This is a genomic window from Polymorphobacter megasporae (genome assembly GCF_018982885.2).
Taxonomy (GTDB): Bacteria; Pseudomonadota; Alphaproteobacteria; order Sphingomonadales; family Sphingomonadaceae; genus Polymorphobacter_B; species Polymorphobacter_B megasporae.
Genome location: NZ_CP081848.1, coordinates 3,468,566 through 3,488,028 on the forward strand (window position 1 = coordinate 3,468,566; position 19,463 = coordinate 3,488,028).

Sequence of the window (19,463 nt, forward strand, 5' to 3'; positions counted from 1 at the left end):
GCATTCGGGGGTGGAAGAATGAGCAACGCCGATGCAGCGACCGTGCCGCGGGCATGGCGCCGCGTGAAGTGGACCCGCGCGGGGCAGGTTGCCGCCGTGCTCGATGGTCTTGTCGATCTCGCGGCGCTGTACGATCAGCCGCCACCGCAGGCATTCGCCGCCTTGCGACAGGTCGACCTGTCTCAGGCGGCGCGCTTCCTCGCGCAGTGCCTGCCGCGCATGGAGGCGATCCGCTGGGTTTCGGCGTGCCTGAACACCATGCCCGCATCCGGACAGCCTGAGCGGCTTGTCGCCAAGAAGGCGGTCAACCGCTGGCTCGCCGACCCTTCGGACACCAATCGCAGGATCGCTTATGAAGCCGGTCAGATCGTCGGCTGGGCCTCGGCCGAAGGCGCAGCGTGCCTGTCAGTCTTCCTGTCGGGGGGGAGCATCGCGCCCCAGGCACAAGAACAGGGCGTCGCCCCCGCCCCGGGCGCGTTCGGCCAAGCGGTCGCGGGTGCGGTATTGATGACGGCGTTCGGCGAGGGTGCCGTGGCGTTCGATCAACGGCTGGCGGCGAATATCGATCTCGGTGAAAAAGCGGCGGCGGGCGAGGCACTGCAGGGATGACGTTGCGGTTAACGATCGAAAATGTCGCGTCGCTGACCTCGGGCGATCCGACGGCGATGGTTTTGGACGAACATGGTCTGGTCATCGGACGCGCGGCGCATGCCGACTGGACGCTGCCCGACACGCGCAATCACATCTCGTCGCTCCATGCTGAAATCGATTACGCCGACGGCCGGTACATTCTCACCGATCGCAGCACCAACGGCGTCTTCGTCAACGGCGGCTCACGGCTGACGGCGCCGCATGTGATGCGCGACGGCGACCTGATCACCATCGGCCAATACGAAATCCGCGCTGCAGTGACCGGCGGCGGGAGCGCGGTGTCGAACGGATCGAGCGGAGGCGCGTCCGACCCGTTCGGCGGCGGTCTCGACTGGGGAAGCGGCTCGGCCGGCGGTGCCAAGGCCGCCGACACCAACAAGTTCGGCCGCGAGCCGCCGAAGCCCCTATTCCAGTCGGGCGGCGATCCGCTGATGAACGCCTTCGCGCCGCCGTCGGGAGCTTTCCCGCCGGCACCGCCGCCTGCCGCCTCCGACCCATTCGGACTCAGCGCACCCGTTGCCCCCACCCCGTTTGCGGGAGCGCCCAATCCGTTCGGCACTGGGGCACCTGCGCCGAGCCCATTCGGCGCGCCCGCCGCAGCGCCGTCGCCATTCGGCGCCATCCCAGCTCCCGATCCATTCGGGGTCGCCGCGCCGGCACCGCAGCCGTCGAATCCGTTTGCGGCACCGGCTCCCACGGGCGATCCGTTCGGCACGGCGCAACCCGCCGCCGCAGCCAATCCGTTCGGAGCTCCATCCCCGTCGTCGGCACCGGCCCCTGCTGCGCCCGTAGCTGCCGATCCGTGGGCGCAGTTGCACAAGTTCGACACGCTCGACTTCGCCACCGCCGCCACGCCCGATGTTCCTGCAGCCGTCGCGGTCGAGCCGGTCGCTGCTGCGGCCCCGCCGCCGTCGCCAGCACCCGCCAGTCCAGCAGCAGATGCGCTGTTCGCGCGTTTCCTCGCCGCCGCCGGACTCAAGCCGACCGATCTTGGCGAAGCGACCCCCGTCGCGGTGATCGAGTCCGCCGCACGGTTACTCCGCCAGACCGCCGATGGCTTGATCCGCCTGCTCGACGCGCGCGCGCGTATCCGCCACCAGTTCGGGGTCGGCGCGCAGGTCACGACGTTCCAGCGGGCGGGCAACAACCCCTTGAAATGGACGCGGTCGCCCGAACAGGCGCTCAAGCAGCTCGTCGGCTCGCCCGACCCCGGGTTCCTCCCCGGCCCGCTCGCGGTCCAGGGGGCGTTCGAAGATCTGCAGGCGCACGAGGTCGCGATGATCGCAGCGATGCAGGAGGCATTGGGCGCAACCGTCGAGCGCTTCTCCCCCGATGCAATCAAGGCACGGGTGACGGCAAAGGGCGGCCTGCTGCCCGGCAGTCGCGAGGCAGCGCTGTGGCGCGCGTTCGAGGGCGAATACAAGGCGCTGGCGCACGAAAGCGAGGCGGCGTACCTTGATTTGTTCGCCAAGAACTTCCGCAAGGCCTACGAACGCAATATCAAGAAAGCCGATAATCCGTAAGGACTTGGACCATGCCGCCGGCATCCCGCATCACCGACATGCACGTCTGCCCGATGTTCACCGGCCCGGTCCCGCACGTCGGTGGCCCGATCATCCTCGGCTGTTTCACTGTCATCACCGGAATGCTGCCGCAGGCGCGCGTCACCGACATGGCGGTCTGCGTCGGCCCCCCCGACATGATCGCCAAGGGGTCGCTGACCGTCCTTGTACAGATGTTGCCCGCCGCGCGGATCGGCGACCTCACAGCCCACGGCGGCACGATCGTCCTCGGCTTCCCGACGGTCATCATCGGCGGATAACGGGCCGACGCTGCTCCCAGTCGCTTAGCGGACGATCTCGATCCAGCCGCTGGTCATCGCGCAAGCCTTGCCGCACGCCGCGCCCAGCGCACCCGCTCCCGTCGCGGTGACCGGCGGCAGCGTACTCCGCCCCGCGACGAGGACTGCGAGGTAACGCCCCGGCTTGGGGTCGAACGCCAGCGCCCCGAGATCGAGCTTGGCACCGGCGACATCGGCCGACACGACGCGCTCCTTCGCCGACCTGGCCTGATCGTCGATGTTGGCGATCAACAGGTGCGGCAGACCGGCCGGCTCGCCGACCGGCTTGAGGTCGACCAGCGCCGATCCGTCGGGGCCCTTGCGCGCCGAACCGAGCGTGACGACCTGCTCGCCCGGCATAGTGAAGCCGGTGTCGGTCCCGGCGGGGGCGGCGTCGCGAATCTTGCGGATCAGCGCGCAGGTGTCACTCGCGGGCTGGGCGATCGTCGCCGTCGCCGACGCATCGAGCTTCCATCCCCCCGCCGTCGCCGGGATCGTCGCCGCCGCAGGATGCCAGCCCTCGAGGCGGACCGTTCCGCCCGATGGCGTGCCGCTGATCCGGAGATCGCTGCAGGTTGCGGCGTTGAGCGCGGTCAGGACGGCAGGCCGTGCGGTCGCCCAGTCGGGTTCGGCAGCAGCGGTCGCCACTGTTGCCGAACTCGGGGTGTGGACCTCGGCGGCTGGCGCGTTCGCCGACGTCGGCGCGTCGGGCGCGGGCGTGCCTTTGCCGCCGAGCACTGCATAGCCTCCGCCTGCGACGACCAATATCGCGGCGGCGATCCCGCCATACAGCGGCAGGCTGCTCTTTTTCGCCGGCTCCGACGAAGCGACCGGAGCCGCTGTCGTCGCGCGGACGAATGCCGGTGCCTCGGTGGTTTGCCGTGGCGGGGGCGTGGTCGACGCGCCGAACGGCGACGCAGCAGCGGCAAAGCTGCCCGGCGGGGCGTCGATTGCGGCGATCACCTCCTCCATCGAGCGGAAACGCTCGGCGGGATCTGGCGCGAGCATCTTCGCGAAGATGGCTTGCATGTCGGGTGCGATCGACGACAGGTCGGGGACGGTATCGCGCGCCTCGAGCGCGTCGACGATCGTCACCCCCATGTCGAGCGGCGCGCCGCGGGCGTAAGCGATCATCACCAACGCGAGGCTGTAGACGTCGGTCCACGGCCCGACCTGCCGCTTGAACTTGCCGAAGATCTCGGGCGCGGCATAGCCGAACTTGCCCGCGAACGCCTCGCCGACGACGCTCTTCTCGCCCGGGTTGGTGTCCTTGGCGATGCCGAAGTCGATGATCTTGCAGCGGTCGACGTTGCCGTCGGGGAGGAGGAGGTTGTCGGGGGAGAGGTCGCGATGAATGACCCCGGCTTCGTGCGCCGCGCCGAGCCCCGTCGCGAGCCGCTTGAGCACGCGGCGGACGCTTGCCGGGTCGGCAGGATCGCCGGTCAGGATATCGGCCATCGACGGGCCGCTGACATATTCAATCGCGAGGTAATTGATCCGGTTGGTCCGGTCGAACGCCAGCGTGCGATACTTCACGAGTGAGTCGTGGCCGATCCGTTCAAGCGCGCTCGCTTCGCGGCGGAACAGCGCCATGAACTGGTCGTCGGCGGCGTATTGCGGCAGGATGACCTTGATCGCGACCTTCTCGCCGCTCGCAAGGTTGCGCCCCTCGTAGACCTCGCCCATGCCGCCCTGCGCGATGAAGCGGACGATCTCGAACAGGTCGTTGAGGGTCATGCCGACGAGGCCGCCCGGCGTGCCGTGAACGAAGGCGCCACCTGGTGCCGACACCGCAGCGGGAGGGGCCGACGGCGGTGGCACGAACGTCGGCGGCGGAGCGAACACCGGCGGCTGGCTGACCGCGCCGAACGGGTCGGCGGCTGGCTCGGCATCGGGCGGCGGCGGTCCGTCGCCGTGGAGCGCGGCGAGGTCGGCCGCCGAGACCATCACCGTTCGCTCGGCGCCGCGCGGCGCGGGCGCGTCGTCTTCGGGATCGCTCACAATGCGATCGACACTTCGGTCGCCTCCTCCACCGAGATCAGGACCACCGTAACATTATCCGGTGCACCGTTCGCCAACGTTTCGGCGATCATGCGATCGGCGGCGGCGTTGACGCTCGGCAGGCGCAGCAGGCGGCCGATCGCTTCCTCGGGCACGACCTTGGTCAGCCCGTCGCTGCAGATCAGGTAATGGTCGCCGGGTAACGCCGTGTCGGTGATGCCTTCGGGGCGGCATTCGGCCTCGGCTCCGACCGCGCGCGACAGGACGTGCGCCATCGGATGCGTCTCGGCATCCTCGGGCGCAAGGCTGCCGCGATCGACGAGTTCCTGGACGACGCTGTGATCGCGGCTGAGCTGGGTCAGCCCGCCGCGGCGGAAGCGGTAGGCGCGGCTGTCGCCGACCCACAGACACATCAAATTCGTGCCGTCGAGGTGGATCAGCACAGCAGTCGTGCCCATCGATTGCCCCGCCGCCTTCGCCGCCTCGACGATCGCCGTGTTTCCCGACTGCATTGCCGCGACCAGCGCCGCGCCCTTCGCCTCGGCAGTCCCGGTCATGTCGACCGTGGCGAACTGCGCGACGAGCGTTTGCGACGCCCATTGCCCATTGGCGTGCCCGCCCATGCCGTCGGCGACGACCCACAGCGCGACGTCGTCGCGCGAGAGCACCGAATCCTCGTTGACCGCGCGGACGAGCCCCGGGTGCGTCCGGACCGCAGTGCGATAGCGCAGCTTCATGCCGTCCCCCCGACGAGCCGTTGCAGCAATGCGGCGTCGACCGTCGCCGCGCGCAGCCCGATCGCGTCGCCCTCGGCCGGGTCGGCGACCCACCATGCACTCGACGGCGGCAGCGACACGCCAGCGAGAAATTCACCGCGGGCGTCGGGTATGGGCATCGCGCCGGTGATCGCGGCGGCGTAGCTATCGGCGTCGAGGCTGCCCCCAAGCGCGTTGTACGTTGCCGCCTCGACAGCATCGGCAAATCCCGGCGACTGGCTGGCGACCGCCCAGACCGGCTCAGCCGCTCCCACGACGCCGCCGGCGATGAAGAAATACCGGCCCGCCGAGTCGATCGATGGCGCGAGCGCAAGGTGCATCGCCGCTGCCCCGCACGCGCCGGGCGGGATATAGCCGCGCCACAGCGGGGCGGCGGTCAGGCGCGCGGCGAAGGCGTCGTCGTCGAGCCCGTCGCGGATCGCCGCCAACCCGCTCGTCAGCCACGCGTCGAGCGCGGCGACCTGCGGCCCTTCCCATCCACGCGCGACGAAGTCGCCATGCGCGGGGAGCTTGCCGTAGAGCCCCGGCGTCACAGCTTCGCCGGACAGCGGAGCGCGAACGGACCCGTCGGCGTAAACGGATCAGGGCCGCCCGCGACCTCGACGTCGAGCGCGCTGTCGGGAGTGAAAGCGAAGCGATACTTGCCCGGCCCGAGCTGGGTTTTCTTGGCGTGACCGAGGACGCGGAACAGCGCCCACGGCCCTTCCTCGCGTAGCGGCGGCGCGGCAGTAGTCCCGGCGGGCAAGCCGGTCTGCGCGTATTCGGCGACCTGGCTGCCGCCGCTCGACCAGCTGAAGCGCTCCGCCGGCGATTGCGGCATCAGGTCCATCGGCACGCCCCCGGCGCGGAGGCGCAACCCGCCCTTGTTGGTCGGCGCCGCAGCGAGGCGCAGCACGAGGTTGCCCCCCATCAGCCCCTCGGTGTCGGCCGCGCGCTGGAAAGCCGCCGCCGATCCCGCCTGGAATCCCTTGACCGTCGGCTCGCTGGTCCACGTCCAGCCCTTCTTCGGGTCGCCGTCCTTCTTCAGATACGGCTGCAGGCTGTCGCGCCCGAAGCCTGCGACCAACCCTGCGACCCGCGTGACGTCGGCAGGAGCGAGGTCGGCCCCGTCGCCGAACGGATAGCCCGCGCCGAAGATGCGGCCGCAATCGGGTAGGATCTTCTGCGCATAGGCGTCGCGCAATTCGGTCGTCCGCTGGGTCTCGGCGGCCTTGCTCGATCCGCCCGCGACATGCGCAACGAAGTCCGATAGCGCCGGAACTGCGGCCCCGGCGTTCGCCGCCGCGACCGACAGCTCAGCAGCCGCCGCCGCGATCGCGCCCGAACCGCCGCCGCCGCCGGCAGACCCACCGCCACCGCCGCCGCCTGCACCGCCACCACCGCCGACCTTGGCCTGCGCCAACGCGAGCTGATACTTGCCCAGCGCCCCAAGTAATTGCTTGAGCGGTGCGGAGTCGCCCGCGGTATATTCCTTCATGCCCGCGAAATTGTCCTCGATCGTCTTCGCCGCGATCTGTGACGCCGAGCCCTTCATCTCCTTGCCCGCCAGATCGCCCGCGAGCTTGCCGAGCGCCCCGCCGGGCAGCGCCGGTGCCTTGATGTTCGGCAGTAGCGCGGTCGTGTTCGCCACGATCGCATCGGTCAGCTTCTTGAGCGGCGACGACGCGGGGTTCGACAGCCGCGCCAGCGCCATCGGGTCACGCGCGTAATCACCCGGCTGCGGCGCGGCGAGGACCGCAGTCCAGCGCTTGGTATATTCGGCAGCGTACAGCTGCCCGAGCTCGCTGGTGTCGAGCGGGGCTTGCGCTGCCGCGCTCGCGCCGAGCATCCAGCGGTCGGCGTCGAGCGCCTTGCCGATCCCGGCGACGTTGGGAATGAACCCGGCGAGGAAGCCCTTTTTGGTGAACAGATACGGCACCTTGATCCCGGCGAGCTCGCCCGGGTTGGCGAACGCATCGGCCTCACCCTTGAGGATGCCGTCGCCGACCAGCCGCCAGTCGTCGCCCGAAACCTGCTGCTTCATCAGCGCGAGCGCGCGTTCGGCGGGCGACATCGCCGCCATCGTCGCCTGTCCGCGTTCGACCAGCGACGCATCGAGCAGCGGTCCGGTCAATTGCCGCCCGAAGCTCCCCTGGTCGGCAAGCAGCGCTTTCGCATGCCCGATGATCCGCGCCCGCGTCGCCGCATTCTCCTCGCCCGGCAGCGCCCGTGCCGCGAGATCGTCCTCGAGCCAACGCAGGATATACGCGTCGTCGCGCTTCGCCCCAGCGCGGTTGCCGAGCATCAGATAGACCTTGAGCGGCTCGTAGACTGCAACCGGGTCGGTCCCCGCGGCGGTCAGCGCCGCCTCGGCGGTCGTGATCAGGCGCGGCAGCAGATAGCGCTGGAGGCCGTCGTAATACGCCCGGCTCGACTCGTCGGCGAGGCTCGACCGGTACAGCGGACGCTCGCCGAACGGCTTGTGCTCGGCGGCGGTCGCGCCGTACGGCAGCTTGTCGCGCAGCGCATCGAGCAGGTCGAGCGGTTCGGCCGGCGACGCCCCGAGCGAAACCTTGTCGCCCGCGTCGAGCCCCTTGCTGCCCTCGCCGAGCGACGTCGCGGTCGCTAGCGTCGCGTCCTGCCCCTTCGAATTTGCGAGGTAGCTCCAGATCAGCAGGACAAGGAGGAGCAGCGCGATCAACCCGCCGGCGATCGCGACGCCGAGCTTGAGCATCCGGTCGCGACGCCGCCGCGCCGCGTTCGGCCCGGCAAGCCCGGCCTCGGCGATGACGACGTCGGAGAGCAATTTGTTGACGAAGAACGCGCGCGGGCTCGACGGCCGTGCGCGCGTGCCCGTGCCGAGCGTCCCCGCGAGATCGCCGAGCAGCCGGTCGAACGGCGTCCCCTGCTGGACCCCGCTGGTGAAATAGAAGCCGCGCAGCCGCGCGCCATTCGCGCCGGCGGTTGCGCCCGCTTGCGCCGCGCCCGCGCCGAAGACCCCGTCGAGCAGGCGGATGATCCGCGCGCGCAGGTCGATGAAGCGCGCCGGGAAGGTCAGCGCCGCGCCGCGACGGATCGGATCGGTCTCGGCCTGGAGCCGTGCGGGCAGCCGGTCGGCGAGCGCCTGGACGACGTCGTCATACCCGCCCGCGAGCTCGGCGACGCTGGGCCGCGCCGCGACGAGCGGCAGCGTATGGCCGACGACCGATCGCCGCCCCTCGACCGACAGGTCGTCGAAAAACTCGACGAAACCGGCGACGAGGTCGGCCTTGGTGAACAGGACGTAGACGGGGAGTTCGAGGCCGAGCTCGCGCCCGAGTTCGGCGATCCGTCCGCGGATCGCGACGATATGCTTGTCGAGGCCGTCGGCCGAGACGCGCGCGATTTCGTCGAGCCCCATCGCGACGATGATGCCGTTCAACGGCTGCATCGGGCGCGCTTTCTTCAGCGAGCCGAGGAAGCTGGTCCAGCCCTTGGCATCGGCGTCGGCGCTCGAATCCTGGCTGGTGTAGCGCCCAGCGGTGTCGATCAGCACCGCCTCGTCGGCGAACCACCAATCGCAGTTGCGCGTCCCGCCGACGCCCGCCGCGGCCTCGTCGTTGAGCAACCGCAGCCCCGATTTCTGGATCAGCGTCGTCTTGCCCGCGCCCGGCGGGCCGATGATGACGTACCACGGCGAGGCGTAGAGCGAGCCCTTCCCCCCCGCCTTGGCGCGGTCGAGCGCTGCCTTCATCTTGGCCGACACGGCCTCGCCCTCGAGATCGGCGGGACCCGCCATCGCCTCGGCGAGCGCCTTTTCGGCGGCGCGCTTGCGGAACCAGCGAACGCCCGCGACGACGGCGAAGATCAGCCAGACGAGGCCGATCGCCCACCAGCGCGCGGGGAGCAGGACGCCGACCAAGGGACCGCAGAGGAAGAACAGGATCAGCGTAACGAGCAGCGTCGCGCCGATCGCGAGCGTCCACCAGTTCCCAAAGAAGCGTTTGACGGCGGCCATTATTCGCTCCGCGGCAAGATGAGTTCGACGCGGCGGTTTTTCGCCTTGGCCTCGGCAGTGTCGCCGCGATCGACCGGCTCGCGGTCACCCCGGCCCTGCGCCGACATCCGCGACCTATCGAGCGTCGACACCAGCACCGCCTCGACCGACGCCGCGCGCGCCTGGGATAGCGCCATGTTGTCGGCGTAGGTTGCCGCCAACGCACCCTTGATCGGGTCGGAATCGGTGTGCGCGACGACCGCGATCGACCCCGGCTCCGGCTTTAACGCCGCTCCAGCCTCGCTGATCAACGGCGCGTACGCGCTGGCGACATCGGCGGCACCCTTGTCGAACATGCTCGGCGGCAGCCCCGGACACGCCGAGATCACGAGCCGGATCGTCGCGCCGTCGTCCTTCGCTTCGATGCACTTGCTCGTCAGCCGCGCGCGAACGCGTTCGAGCTGCCCCGACGGCTTGACGATATCGCCGCCGACGCGGTCGATCGCCGCCGGGTTGACCGGCGGCAGCTGGCGCAGCGCGAGCCACGCCGGATGATCGCGGCTGTCGAGCAGCAATTTGCCACCGAGGAAGACGAGGAGGAGGAACGCGAGCACCGCCGCCGCGACGATCGCCGCGCGGACGAGCCAGCCGAGGCGCGGCATCGGCGTCGGCACGCCGTGCCACATCGGCGACAGATCGGTCTCGGGCCGCGCGCGGATACCGCCGAGCGTGTTGTATATCGCCCCCATCCGGCTGCTGACCTGCGAATTGCCGTCGGGGAGCGTCCGCAGCCGTCCCTGAAAACCGACCGCGAGGCAGGCGTGATAGAGTTCGAGCATCTCGACATGCGCCGCGGGCCGCGCGAGCATCGTGTCGAGGATGGTGAAAAACTGGTCGCCGCCGAACGCCTGGCCGAAGCTGACGACGACGAGGCTGCGCCGCGGCCAGTCGCTATTCGCGCCGCCGGGCAGGTTCTGGACGATGTCGTCGACCGTCGCGAGCACGGCATAACGCGCGCGGGCGTTATCCTCCGCCGACAGGCCGAGGCCGCTCAACGTCTTTTCGAATGCCTTCGCCTCGCCGTCGGCGCGGGTCCGCAGCCGCGCGACATCGGCGATCTGCCGGTCGGCCTGGACCGCCGCCGCGAGCGCGAGCAGCCGCGCCGACGCCGCCATCAGCGGGTTGCGCACGCGCATCGGCGCGTCGATCGGGGGAACGTCGTCGTCGCTGAAGCCGCGCGCCGCCATACCGGCATTGACCCGCTGCGGCTCCGGCGCGGCAGCTTGACCGGGAAACGGCTGGAAAGTCGTGCGTTCGCCAGTCGCCCCCGGTGACGGCGGGGTTTGGCCGTGTGCGGGTAAGGGTGCGCCTTGTGCGGGTGCTGGTGCGCCTTGCGCAGCGGCCAGTGGCGACGGCCGGAAAACCGTCTTCTGCCCCGGAACCGGCGGTTTACCGTCGCTCATCGCGATTGCCTCCTAACACACCAGAGCTCGAGCGCCAGGTCGGGCCAGTCACCGGCAATATACAAGCCGAGTGCTGGTGCAGTCGCGAAGTCACGCCAGTCGGGATGCGACCGGTCGAGCTCGAAATAGATGTAATTCGGCATCGTCCGTATTTGCGACGGCGGCGCGACGATTGCCGCGAGTGGAACGCCGGGCAACGCCGCTTGCACGAGTTGTTGCATCTTGGCGACCGAACCGATCTTGACCACAGACGGGAGCGAGCGCCGCACCTCGTCGCCGGGCTTACGCGTTGAAACCGCGAGATAAAATCGGCCTTGGTCGTATAACGAGCGATCGGTAATCGTCGAAACATACGCCCCCGGCTGGATCATCTTGAGCTCCAACTGGACCGCCGAGCGGCTGAACTCGGTCGACAATCCGGCACGCAACGCCTCGATCACCGGCCGGAACGTCATCTCGAGGTCTTCGTGATCATAGTCCGGGAAGCGTTCGGGCCGCCGGTCGGCGCGGGTGAAGGTTGCCAACTCCCCCGCCATCGCGATGAAATCGCTGAACAATCGCTCGGGGTGAACGCGTTCGAGCCGCTGCAGGTGGCGCAACAGCGGCTGCCAGCGGTTGAGCAACTGAAGCAATAGATAAGCCGCGAAAGTCTCGGTCCCGCCCTCGGTCCCCTCCACCGCCCGCAGCGACAATTCCTCCTGCCGGCTCTCGAGACGCCCAAGGATATCAACGAGAAAGCCCGCCATCGTCGGCGATGCCCGGATATCAAGCAGCGGCGGAATATAAGCATCATCCCAGATCACGCGCTTCGAACTGAGCTCGCGAATCCGCGCGATCCCGAGCCTGGTCCGCCCGGCAAGATCGGCTTCCTCGATGCCGAAGCGCAGGTTCGGCAGCGCGATCTCGATCGTTTCGGTCGCGCGGTCGGCGTCGGCAATGTCGACTGCCTCTGTCTCGCCAATGAGATAGCGCGCGATGCTCGCGTCGCGCGACTGCGGGTAGGCATAAGCGACCGCCCCCGCGGCGCGCGCCGGGAGCGTCAGATACACGATCTCGCCGCGCACCTGATCGTCGACGTCGAACGCCAGCGGCGGCGCGAGCCCGCCGGGAATGTCGACGACCTCGCCATCGGGCATCACCGCGACGAGCCGCTTGACCCCGACCTTCGCGCCGCTCGCCGCGTCCTCATCAAGCTGCAGCTCGACCAGTCCCCACGGGTACGCCGCCGCACCCCCGAGACGGGCATGCAACGCCGCGGTCTGCGCAAGTCCCTCCGCCTGCAAATGTTGCGGACGGAGGAAAAGGCCTTCGGACCAAACGGGTGAACTCATTGAACGCAATTCTTTTCGTTATTGACCCGACTATTCCGCCGCGACCTCGATGGGTGACGTGTCGAGGTCGAGAGGCACCGCATCGTCATTCGCAGGCTCGACGAATTCATACGCCAGTTCCTCACCCGCAGTCGTGATGTTGATCGCCGCGACCGCCCGCCCCTCGGCCATCCGCCCGAGCAATTCGGTCGATAGCGTCGGCAGCATCGCGTTGGTCAGGATGTTGTCGATCATGCGCCCGCCGCTCGCTACTTCGGTGCAGCGGCTGACGACGTGGTCGATCACCGACTGGTCGTAGCTCAGCACGATCTTGTGGTTCTCGGCGACGCGCTTGACGATGCGGTTGAGCTGGAGCTTGACGATCCCGCCGAGCATTTCGGGCGATAAAGGGAAGTACGGCAGGACGATCAATCGTCCGAGAAGCGCCGGCGGAAAGACCTTAAGAAGGTCGGGACGCAGCGCGGTCGCGAGTGCCTCGGGGTCGGGCGCGGTCTCGGGGTCGCTCCCGAGTTCGGTGATCAGCTCGGTCCCGGCGTTCGACGTCAAAAGTATCAGGCAGTTCTTGAAGTCGATGTAGCGGCCCTCGCTGTCGTCCATGTAGCCCTTGTCGAACACCTGGAAGAACATCTCGTGGACGTCGGGGTGCGCCTTCTCGACCTCGTCGAGCAGGACGATCGAGTAGGGCCGCCGCCGCACCGCCTCGGTCAGGACGCCGCCCTGGCCGTAGCCGACATAGCCCGCCGGAGCGCCCTTGAGCGTCGAGACGGTGTGCGCCTCCTGGAACTCGCTCATGTTGATGACGATCATCGAATCGTCGCCCGCGTACAGCAGCTCGGCGAGCGCGTGCGCGGTCTCGGTCTTGCCGACACCCGACGGGCCGCACAGCATGAACACCCCGACCGGCTTGTTCGGATTGTCAAGCTTGGCGCGGCTGGTCTGCATCCGCTTGGCGATCGCCTCCATCGCATGGTCCTGGCCGATCACGCGCTTCTTGAGATTGGTCGCGATCTGGAGGACCCCGGCGATCTCGTCCTTGACCATCCGCCCGACCGGTACCCCGGTCCAATCGCCGACGACGCTCGCCACCGCATTGGCGTCGACCTGTGCGAAGACCATCGGATTGTCGCCCTGCGCCGCGTGGAGATCGTCCATCGCGGTGTGGAGCTGCTTGTCGAGCTCGGTCGTGTCGCCGCCCGCTTCGCTCGCCTCGGAACGCGCGGCGCGGGTGGTAATCACCGCCGCAACCGCGGCCTTTTCAGCGTCCCACTTGAGCCGGACAGCATCGAGCGACGCGCGCGCGCTTTCGAGCTGGCCGTCGACTTCGGCAGTCCGCTTCGGGTCACCCATCGCCGACGCCGCCTCGCGGACCGAGATTTCACGTTCGACTTCAAGCAGTTCGACGCGGCGCACGCGGTCCTCTACGGGAGCCGGCGTGGCGTGCTGGCTGACCGCGACGCGCGCGCAGGCGGTGTCGAGCAGGCTGACCGCCTTGTCGGGTAGCTGGCGCGCCGGGATGTAGCGCTGGCTGAGCTTGACCGCTGCCTCGAGCGCCTCGTCGAGGACAATGACCTTATGGTGCTTGACCATCGCGTCGGCGACCGAGCGCAGCATCGCGATCGCCTTGTCGGTCTCGGGCTCGCCGACGTTGACCGTTTGGAAGCGCCGGGTCAGCGCCGGGTCCTTCTCGAAATACTGGCGATATTCGGCCCACGTCGTCGCCGCAATCGTCCGCAGCTTACCGCGCGCGAGCGCCGGCTTAAGCAGGTTCGCTGCGTCACCGGTGCCGGCCGCCCCGCCCGCGCCGATCAGCGTATGCGCCTCGTCGATGAACAGGATGACCGGCTTCGGCGACGCCTCGACCTCGTCGATCACCGCACGCAACCGCTTCTCGAACTCGCCCTTGACGCTCGCGCCAGCAGACAGCAGCCCGATGTCGAGCGAGCGCAGTGTGACATCGCGCAGGACCGGCGGCACGTCCCCGTCGGCAATGCGCCGGGCAAAGCCCTCGACGACCGCAGTCTTGCCGACGCCGGCCTCGCCGGTCAGGATCGGATTGTTCTGGCGGCGGCGCAGCAGGATGTCGATGCACTGGCGGATCTCTGCATCGCGCCCGACGATCTTGTCGATTTCGCCCGACCGCGCCTTGGCGGTCAGGTCGACCGAGAACTTCGCCAGCGCGCTGTCGCCGCTCGGCTCGCCGTCACCCTCGGCATCCGCGCCGCCGCCGCCGGCAACACTGCCCGACCCGAGGCGTCCGCTTTCGCTCGCCTCGCTCGATGCGCCGAGGATCGTCGCAAAACCGTCACCGAGCTTGTCGGCGTCGATCTTACGATATTCTTTCGAAACGCCGAACAGGACGTTCTTGAGATTGGGCGTCTTGAGGATGCCATAGAGCAGATGGCCGCTGCGGACCTTGTTGGCGCTGAACATCAGCGAGCCGTAAAGCCAGCCCTTTTCAACGGCTTCCTCGACCTGGACCGACAGGTCGACCGAGCTTGCCCCGCGCGGCAGGCCATCGAGCGCCGCGACCGTATCGCGCCCGAGCGCGCCGTCGTCGAGGTTGAAGTGGCGCTTGATCGCGGCAAAGTCGCCGTTGGCGTCGGCGTTGAGCGTGTGCAGCCAGTGGACCAGCTCGACGTAGGGATTGCCGCGCAGCTTGGTGAAGCCGAACGCGGTTTCGATGCTCTTGAGCGCCGACGGTGCCAGCCGTCCAAACAACGCGCTTCTGCTGATCTCGGCCATGTCGTGTCCCCCTCTAGGCCGCGCGCGTCGCGGCGTTGTCCCTTAATGCCAGATCGCGACGCGTCCGGGCAGTCCCGCGCGGCGCGACCCAACTCGTCCAGCCCAATCGAGTCTTGCCCAGCCTTGCCGGTTCGATCGCCCGTTCGGCGATCGTAACCCGTGCCCGCCAGTCGAGATGCTTCGGCAGCGCCGTCCGCGCCGCCTCGCCAAGTAGCCGGTTGGCATGCCCGCCCGGGAGCATATCCTCGAGACCCGCCATCGTCGTCACCCCGATCTCGAACGCGACGTCGAATTCGACCCCATAGAAACGCCCGCCGAGCGTTGCGCCGCGGCCTAGCCCGGCGTGCGCTTTGCCGATCGTCGTTCGTGCGTCGCTCGGAATCGTTCGCCAGCGCCCGACGGCTTCAACGACCTTGACCGGGCGTTCGAGCAAATGGCTCAACAGGTCGCCGACCGCCGCCGCCGAACGCAGCCCGGCAAGGTGGCCCGCGTACGGCAGCCGCCGCCAACCATCGAAGGCATCGCCGGTCTTGTCGGGTTCCGGCCGCATCGCCGCATCGACGAAGCTGAGGTCGGCGGCACCGCTCGTCGCGCCGATATAGCCGGCGAACCGGTCGTCGGCCGGCCGATCTGCCTGCGCGCAACGGTCCGCCTCCGCCCAGGCGCGATAAAACCGCTGTAGCGCACGGGCCGAAATCAGGTCGAGGAAATCCGCAAACGGCGTGACCCCTTTTTTGCGCCGCTCGAAAATCGCCAATTCAGTCAAGTGGATCGGCAACGCTCCCATCGGGCCAGTGAGACCGAGATGCTGGGACCGCACTGTCGGCCGCCGTTTGCCAGGCACGAACGCGGCAAGCGTCGTCCGCGGAAAGTCTTGCGATGGCTGCTGCGCGAGATCGACCGTCTCGCGCGATGGGTCGAGCGCTTCGCCGATCCGCGGGCCATCCGGCGTCGACGCGTCGATCCCGCGCCAGAAAGCGAACGCGCCCCATCGCGTCGGGTCGGCCTCGACCTCGGCAAGCAGAGCGGTCAGATGGTCGGTCGGCGTCCTTGCCATGCCCCCCACCCCCAAGTCAGTCCGTTGTCGGCGCGTACTTCGCATTCGGCGAAGCTGTTAATCGTGGCGAACTCCGCGAGGAATCGCGCGACGACGCTAGTGAACAGATAGGCGCTGGCTGCTTCGTAGCTGCCCATCGCGACCTGCAGCGTCAACTTTTGGCCGCGCTGGAACGCGACGCGCATGTCGCCCGCAACCCGGCGGGTAACGTTCGTCGCGGTCAGCCCAACGATGCCCTGGATTTCACGACGCAGTGCCGGAGCCTCGTCGCGGACATACAACGACAAATGGTCGGCGAGCAGGTCGGGCGCTCCATCGTCACGGACGAACCCGTCATGCCCCGGTGCAAGATGGCTAACGATCCGCCAGCCGCCATCGACCATCCCCATCGGCGGCTGCGGCCGTGTCGGGCCGCGCAGGATTGCGATCCCCGCGACGCCCTTGGTGTCGGTCAGCGAAAGATCGAGCGAGGCGGCGCCCGGCCGCAACCGCGTCGACAGCGCCCGGTTCGTCACAAGGCCACGCAGCCCGAGCTCGGTGATCCCTGCCGCGAGCCCAGGCTCACCCGGCGACGACAGGCTGATCCATGTCTCAGAGCCGATATAGTCGTTCTCACGCCGCTTTCGTGTTTCCGCTTCCGACAAGCGCCGTAACTTGCGCCGCAGCGAGTAGAATAACGGCCTCACCCCGCGTTGCGCTCGTCGTGCGTACAACGGCAGCGCCGGGATGCCGACGGCGTCACCCTTGGCAAAGGCGGTCACGGCATCGAGCCGATAGACTTCATAATCGAGCGCTGCAGCACGATCCGGCAGAATGATGTGTTCATGTGTCCGCTTGTCGACGATCGCGCGGTCGAAGCGCTTCTCGAACAGATTGATGACCGGCGTCGCGAACAGCACGACGGTGTCGTTCGACACGGCAGACGCGAGCGCCGGGATCGACCTGCGGAACAGGATAACGATATCGACCGCCCGCTCGGCGCGTGCCATTCCTGCCTTGAGACCCGTCAGCCGGGCAAACCGGAATTTCTCCGGCAGTGCAAAATACTCGGCAAGCAAGCGATAGCCGCGGAACGACCGCGCCTCGTTCGGCAATAATGCTTCATCCTCACCGAAACCAACCGCTTCGACCGGGCCTGCCACTTCGATCCAAGCGGAACGGCGCCCACGCTCAGGCGCAACGACACGAACGCCGATGCACTCGCTCAGCATTTGCTGGTGGACAAGGTTAGGTGTGTCGCCACCGCCGTCGAAAAACAGCGGCAACGCATCAATTCCCATCTCGGAGATCGTCGCCGCCGAGCTCGCGTCGATCCGAAGCCGCAACGCTGCGTCCCCCGGTGCGCCGTCGGTTGCCGCCGCCACAGCCGCGCGCGTCGGAAGATATTCGACTCCCGCCAGCTTTATCGGCCAGAGCGTAACGTCGAAGCCGGTCCGAAACTGCACCGGCAACGTCGTGTCGCCGGTCAACGACGCAATCAGCGCCGATCCTCGCGGATGAAGTGCGCCGGTCTTGATCCCGGGATCGTCCTTGGGTGTGATGGCGACGATCCCCATCGCCGGCGTGGTTGCGAGATAATGCGGATAGAGCGAATCGAGCAGGTATTGGGTGAAGACCGGGAACTGCTCGTCCATTTTCAAGCGGACACGCGCGTTCAGATAAGCGACCCCTTCCATCAACCGCTCGACGTGCGGATCGGGGTCGGTCGGGGCGTCGAGCCCGAGGAAGCCCGCAACCTGGCGGTGATCTTCGGCAAACTCTCCCGCGCGCCGCCTGAGATAACTCAATTCGCGATTATAATGGCCGAGAAGCCGCGGATCGATGGCGCTCATGACGACACCAGCACTTCGCCGGTTTCCAACGCGACCGATGTCTTGAACTCGATATAGCGGTCGTCGAGCGCGCCTTTCAGTTCGCCCTGGATGGTGAAGCGCAACTTGTTGTCCTCGTCGGTTGTCGCTTTGTCGAACGAGACATTGATCGACTGCGACACCAGCCGCGGCTCAAAAGTGCGCACCGCATCGGTCAGGTCGCGCGCGCGCTGCTCGAATGTCATCCGGTTGACCGTCATCGACGTCAGATCTGGTACGCCCTGATTGAGCACCGAACTGCGCACTTCGGGGAAGTCATCAAGCGGCACTGCCGCCGCAAAATGGATGTCGTTTAAAATCCAGGCGATATCGCGCATGACGCAGCTGCGGAGCTCGGCCTCATTGAATCGGTCGAGCGCGGCAATATAACATGGGGCGATATCACGTGACCCGTCTCCCTTGGTCCGCGCCATGCCGCCGATCAGCTTGTCGAGAACCGACGGCTTGAGAGGTCGCGTTTCCCGCGCCATTTCAATCCAGTCGAAGGTCGCGCAGCGCCAGGAATTCGACCTCGGGGCCATCGGTGGTGAAGATGCGTTGGCCGATACCGATCTCGCCGCCGCCGTCGTCGACCCATTCGGTCGCGCGAGCGAGATTGAGTTGCGGCTTATTGTGCTTGTGCGTGCCCGGATAGACGACCGGAATCATCGCCATCGAGGTCTGCCCCGACTTGAGTTCGATTTCGACCGCATGCAAAACAAAATCGCGCAAGTCGACCGGCTCGGCAGCCTTGACCCGCGTTACCGCGGCGAATGGGACAAAGCCGTACGCGTCGCCGACAATGACCTCGAGCATCGGCCCAAAGCGCGTGTCGGCGTCCGCGATCCATTCGAAACGTTCACCGTTCAGACTACCGGGAGTAGCGGGCGCCTCGGCGAGCGCGGCTTCGCTACGAGCGGCGGCGTCGGGGGCAAGGATAGTATAAGAGTGAAGTGCATCGAGCAGCCCCACGACCCAAGGCTCCTGGCCGACGAGCGACGTCGGCTTTTCTTTTCCCGCGAAGACTGCGTCGCGCGTCTTCATTGCGCCAAGCGCTTGGCCATAGACGTTGGCCATCATCATCGCTTTCGGATCGGCCGCGGCGAGCGCGCGAATTTGCGTCGACGCCTTATCCCAATCACCGGCAACCGCAATCAACTGCCAAAAAAACTGACGCGCACGCGAGTCGCCGGGAGTGCGCCGAAGCTCCTCCGCCAACATCGCGCGCGCGCCCGGCAGGTCGCCGGAACGGAGCAGTTCTTGTGCGTCCATGCTCCGTCCCCCTAAAAAACCGGATTAACCGGCAACGTTCTCCGCGATCTTCCACGTGTACGGAACAGCGGTATCGGCAGTACCGTCGGGCTTCTGCGGCGTATACTCGAATTTCACCGTGGCGAAGTTGATCGTCACGTTCTCGGTAAGACGATCTTCGCCGCCCGAACCGCCGGTGCTGACCGACGCGATGATGAAATCGGTGAAGGTGATCTTGACGTAAGGAACGGGAACTTCGCCGGCCTTCTGGACAGTCAAGACAGCATCACCAAGCGTGTTCTTGCCGTTAAGGCAAAGCAGCTGAAGCTTCGGCGACGCCTTGTCGACATACTTGGTGAACGAAATGTCCTGAACATTCGCTTTGCCCGATCCGCCGCCCTTGGCAACGTGCATCGAGCCGCTCTGGGACATGCCCCACGACCAGGCAAGAACATCGATCGAAGCGGTATGCCCGTGGCCGATGGACTCGCCATCGGCGCCGGGGATCTTGATGAACATGTCGACGGCCATAAAACTTCTCCTGTT

General features: G+C 67.5%; 15 protein-coding genes. 3 read left to right on the forward strand and 12 right to left on the reverse strand.

The window, feature by feature from the left end; all coding sequences use genetic code 11:
• The first annotated feature begins 18 nt into the window (after positions 1-18).
• Genes KTC28_RS16235 through KTC28_RS16245 form a run of 3 tightly spaced genes read left to right on the forward strand, consistent with a single transcriptional unit; the run spans position 19 to position 2,473 of the window.
• Positions 19-609 carry a DUF6931 family protein gene (locus KTC28_RS16235; RefSeq protein WP_216709872.1) on the forward strand — a complete coding sequence of 197 codons (591 nt, stop codon included), beginning with the start codon at positions 19-21 and terminating at the stop codon, positions 607-609.
• Positions 606-2,174 carry a type VI secretion system-associated FHA domain protein TagH gene (gene tagH / locus KTC28_RS16240; protein ID WP_216709873.1) on the forward strand — a complete coding sequence of 523 codons (1,569 nt, stop codon included), beginning with the start codon at positions 606-608 and terminating at the stop codon, positions 2,172-2,174. The genes KTC28_RS16235 and tagH overlap by 4 nt, the downstream gene beginning before the upstream one ends.
• Before the next feature lie 11 nt (positions 2,175-2,185).
• Positions 2,186-2,473, forward strand: a complete 288-nt coding sequence (locus tag KTC28_RS16245; protein ID WP_216709874.1) for a PAAR domain-containing protein — start codon at positions 2,186-2,188, stop codon at positions 2,471-2,473.
• Between the two features lie 24 nt (positions 2,474-2,497).
• On the opposite strand, the gene KTC28_RS16250 is transcribed toward KTC28_RS16245, so the two are convergent.
• The 12 genes from KTC28_RS16250 to KTC28_RS16305 all read right to left on the reverse strand — a co-directional run bounded on the left by KTC28_RS16250 (position 2,498) and on the right by KTC28_RS16305 (position 19,448).
• A complete protein-coding gene (locus KTC28_RS16250) occupies positions 2,498-4,492 on the reverse strand; it encodes a serine/threonine protein kinase (protein WP_216709875.1) in 1,995 nt (664 codons plus the stop codon).
• Positions 4,489-5,229: a PP2C family protein-serine/threonine phosphatase gene (locus KTC28_RS16255; protein WP_216709876.1), complete on the reverse strand. Its 741-nt coding sequence runs from the start codon at positions 5,227-5,229 to the stop codon at positions 4,489-4,491. The genes KTC28_RS16250 and KTC28_RS16255 overlap by 4 nt, the downstream gene beginning before the upstream one ends.
• A complete protein-coding gene (gene tagF, locus KTC28_RS16260) occupies positions 5,226-5,801 on the reverse strand; it encodes a type VI secretion system-associated protein TagF (protein ID WP_216709877.1) in 576 nt (191 codons plus the stop codon). The genes KTC28_RS16255 and tagF overlap by 4 nt, the downstream gene beginning before the upstream one ends.
• Positions 5,798-9,244, reverse strand: a complete 3,447-nt coding sequence (gene tssM, locus KTC28_RS16265; RefSeq protein ID WP_216709878.1) for a type VI secretion system membrane subunit TssM — start codon at positions 9,242-9,244, stop codon at positions 5,798-5,800. The genes tagF and tssM overlap by 4 nt, the downstream gene beginning before the upstream one ends.
• Entirely contained in the window at positions 9,244-10,686 is a 1,443-nt protein-coding gene (gene icmH / locus KTC28_RS16270; protein WP_216709879.1) for a type IVB secretion system protein IcmH/DotU, read from the reverse strand. Before icmH ends, tssM begins: the two co-directional genes overlap by 1 nt.
• On the reverse strand, positions 10,683-12,017 hold the full coding sequence (gene tssK, locus KTC28_RS16275) for a type VI secretion system baseplate subunit TssK (protein ID WP_216709880.1): 1,335 nt from the start codon (positions 12,015-12,017) through the stop codon (positions 10,683-10,685). The genes icmH and tssK overlap by 4 nt, the downstream gene beginning before the upstream one ends.
• A gap of 30 nt (positions 12,018-12,047) precedes the next feature.
• Positions 12,048-14,759 (reverse strand): type VI secretion system ATPase TssH, encoded by a 2,712-nt coding sequence (gene tssH, locus KTC28_RS16280; protein WP_216709881.1) that lies wholly within the window; start codon positions 14,757-14,759, stop codon positions 12,048-12,050.
• 13 nt (positions 14,760-14,772) lie between these two features.
• Positions 14,773-15,816 carry a type VI secretion system baseplate subunit TssG gene (gene tssG / locus KTC28_RS16285; protein WP_216709882.1) on the reverse strand — a complete coding sequence of 348 codons (1,044 nt, stop codon included), beginning with the start codon at positions 15,814-15,816 and terminating at the stop codon, positions 14,773-14,775.
• Positions 15,789-17,648: a type VI secretion system baseplate subunit TssF gene (tssF, locus tag KTC28_RS16290; RefSeq protein WP_216709883.1), complete on the reverse strand. Its 1,860-nt coding sequence runs from the start codon at positions 17,646-17,648 to the stop codon at positions 15,789-15,791. The genes tssG and tssF overlap by 28 nt, the downstream gene beginning before the upstream one ends.
• Positions 17,645-18,004 (reverse strand): type VI secretion system baseplate subunit TssE, encoded by a 360-nt coding sequence (locus KTC28_RS16295; RefSeq protein ID WP_223132257.1) that lies wholly within the window; start codon positions 18,002-18,004, stop codon positions 17,645-17,647. Before KTC28_RS16295 ends, tssF begins: the two co-directional genes overlap by 4 nt.
• A 154-nt stretch (positions 18,005-18,158) precedes the next feature.
• The gene (locus KTC28_RS16300) at positions 18,159-18,938 is read right to left on the reverse strand and encodes a type VI secretion system accessory protein TagJ (protein WP_216709885.1); all 780 of its coding nucleotides are present in this window, start codon (positions 18,936-18,938) and stop codon (positions 18,159-18,161) included.
• A 24-nt stretch (positions 18,939-18,962) separates the two neighbouring features.
• The gene (locus tag KTC28_RS16305; protein WP_216709886.1) at positions 18,963-19,448 is read right to left on the reverse strand and encodes an Hcp family type VI secretion system effector; all 486 of its coding nucleotides are present in this window, start codon (positions 19,446-19,448) and stop codon (positions 18,963-18,965) included.
• Between the last annotated feature and the right edge of the window lie 15 nt (positions 19,449-19,463).

Coding starts and splice junctions, on each gene's coding strand:
- KTC28_RS16235 (WP_216709872.1), top strand. CDS start 19: ATGAGCAACGCCGATGCAGCGACCGTGCCGCGGGCATGGCGCCGCGTG.
- tagH (WP_216709873.1), top strand. CDS start 606: ATGACGTTGCGGTTAACGATCGAAAATGTCGCGTCGCTGACCTCGGGC.
- KTC28_RS16245 (WP_216709874.1), top strand. CDS start 2,186: ATGCCGCCGGCATCCCGCATCACCGACATGCACGTCTGCCCGATGTTC.
- KTC28_RS16255 (WP_216709876.1), bottom strand. CDS start 5,229: ATGAAGCTGCGCTATCGCACTGCGGTCCGGACGCACCCGGGGCTCGTC.
- tssM (WP_216709878.1), bottom strand. CDS start 9,244: ATGGCCGCCGTCAAACGCTTCTTTGGGAACTGGTGGACGCTCGCGATC.
- icmH (WP_216709879.1), bottom strand. CDS start 10,686: ATGAGCGACGGTAAACCGCCGGTTCCGGGGCAGAAGACGGTTTTCCGG.
- tssK (WP_216709880.1), bottom strand. CDS start 12,017: ATGAGTTCACCCGTTTGGTCCGAAGGCCTTTTCCTCCGTCCGCAACAT.
- tssH (WP_216709881.1), bottom strand. CDS start 14,759: ATGGCCGAGATCAGCAGAAGCGCGTTGTTTGGACGGCTGGCACCGTCG.
- tssG (WP_216709882.1), bottom strand. CDS start 15,816: ATGGCAAGGACGCCGACCGACCATCTGACCGCTCTGCTTGCCGAGGTC.
- tssF (WP_216709883.1), bottom strand. CDS start 17,648: ATGAGCGCCATCGATCCGCGGCTTCTCGGCCATTATAATCGCGAATTG.
- KTC28_RS16295 (WP_223132257.1), bottom strand. CDS start 18,004: ATGCGCGATATCGCCTGGATTTTAAACGACATCCATTTTGCGGCGGCA.
- KTC28_RS16300 (WP_216709885.1), bottom strand. CDS start 18,938: ATGGACGCACAAGAACTGCTCCGTTCCGGCGACCTGCCGGGCGCGCGC.
- KTC28_RS16305 (WP_216709886.1), bottom strand. CDS start 19,448: ATGGCCGTCGACATGTTCATCAAGATCCCCGGCGCCGATGGCGAGTCC.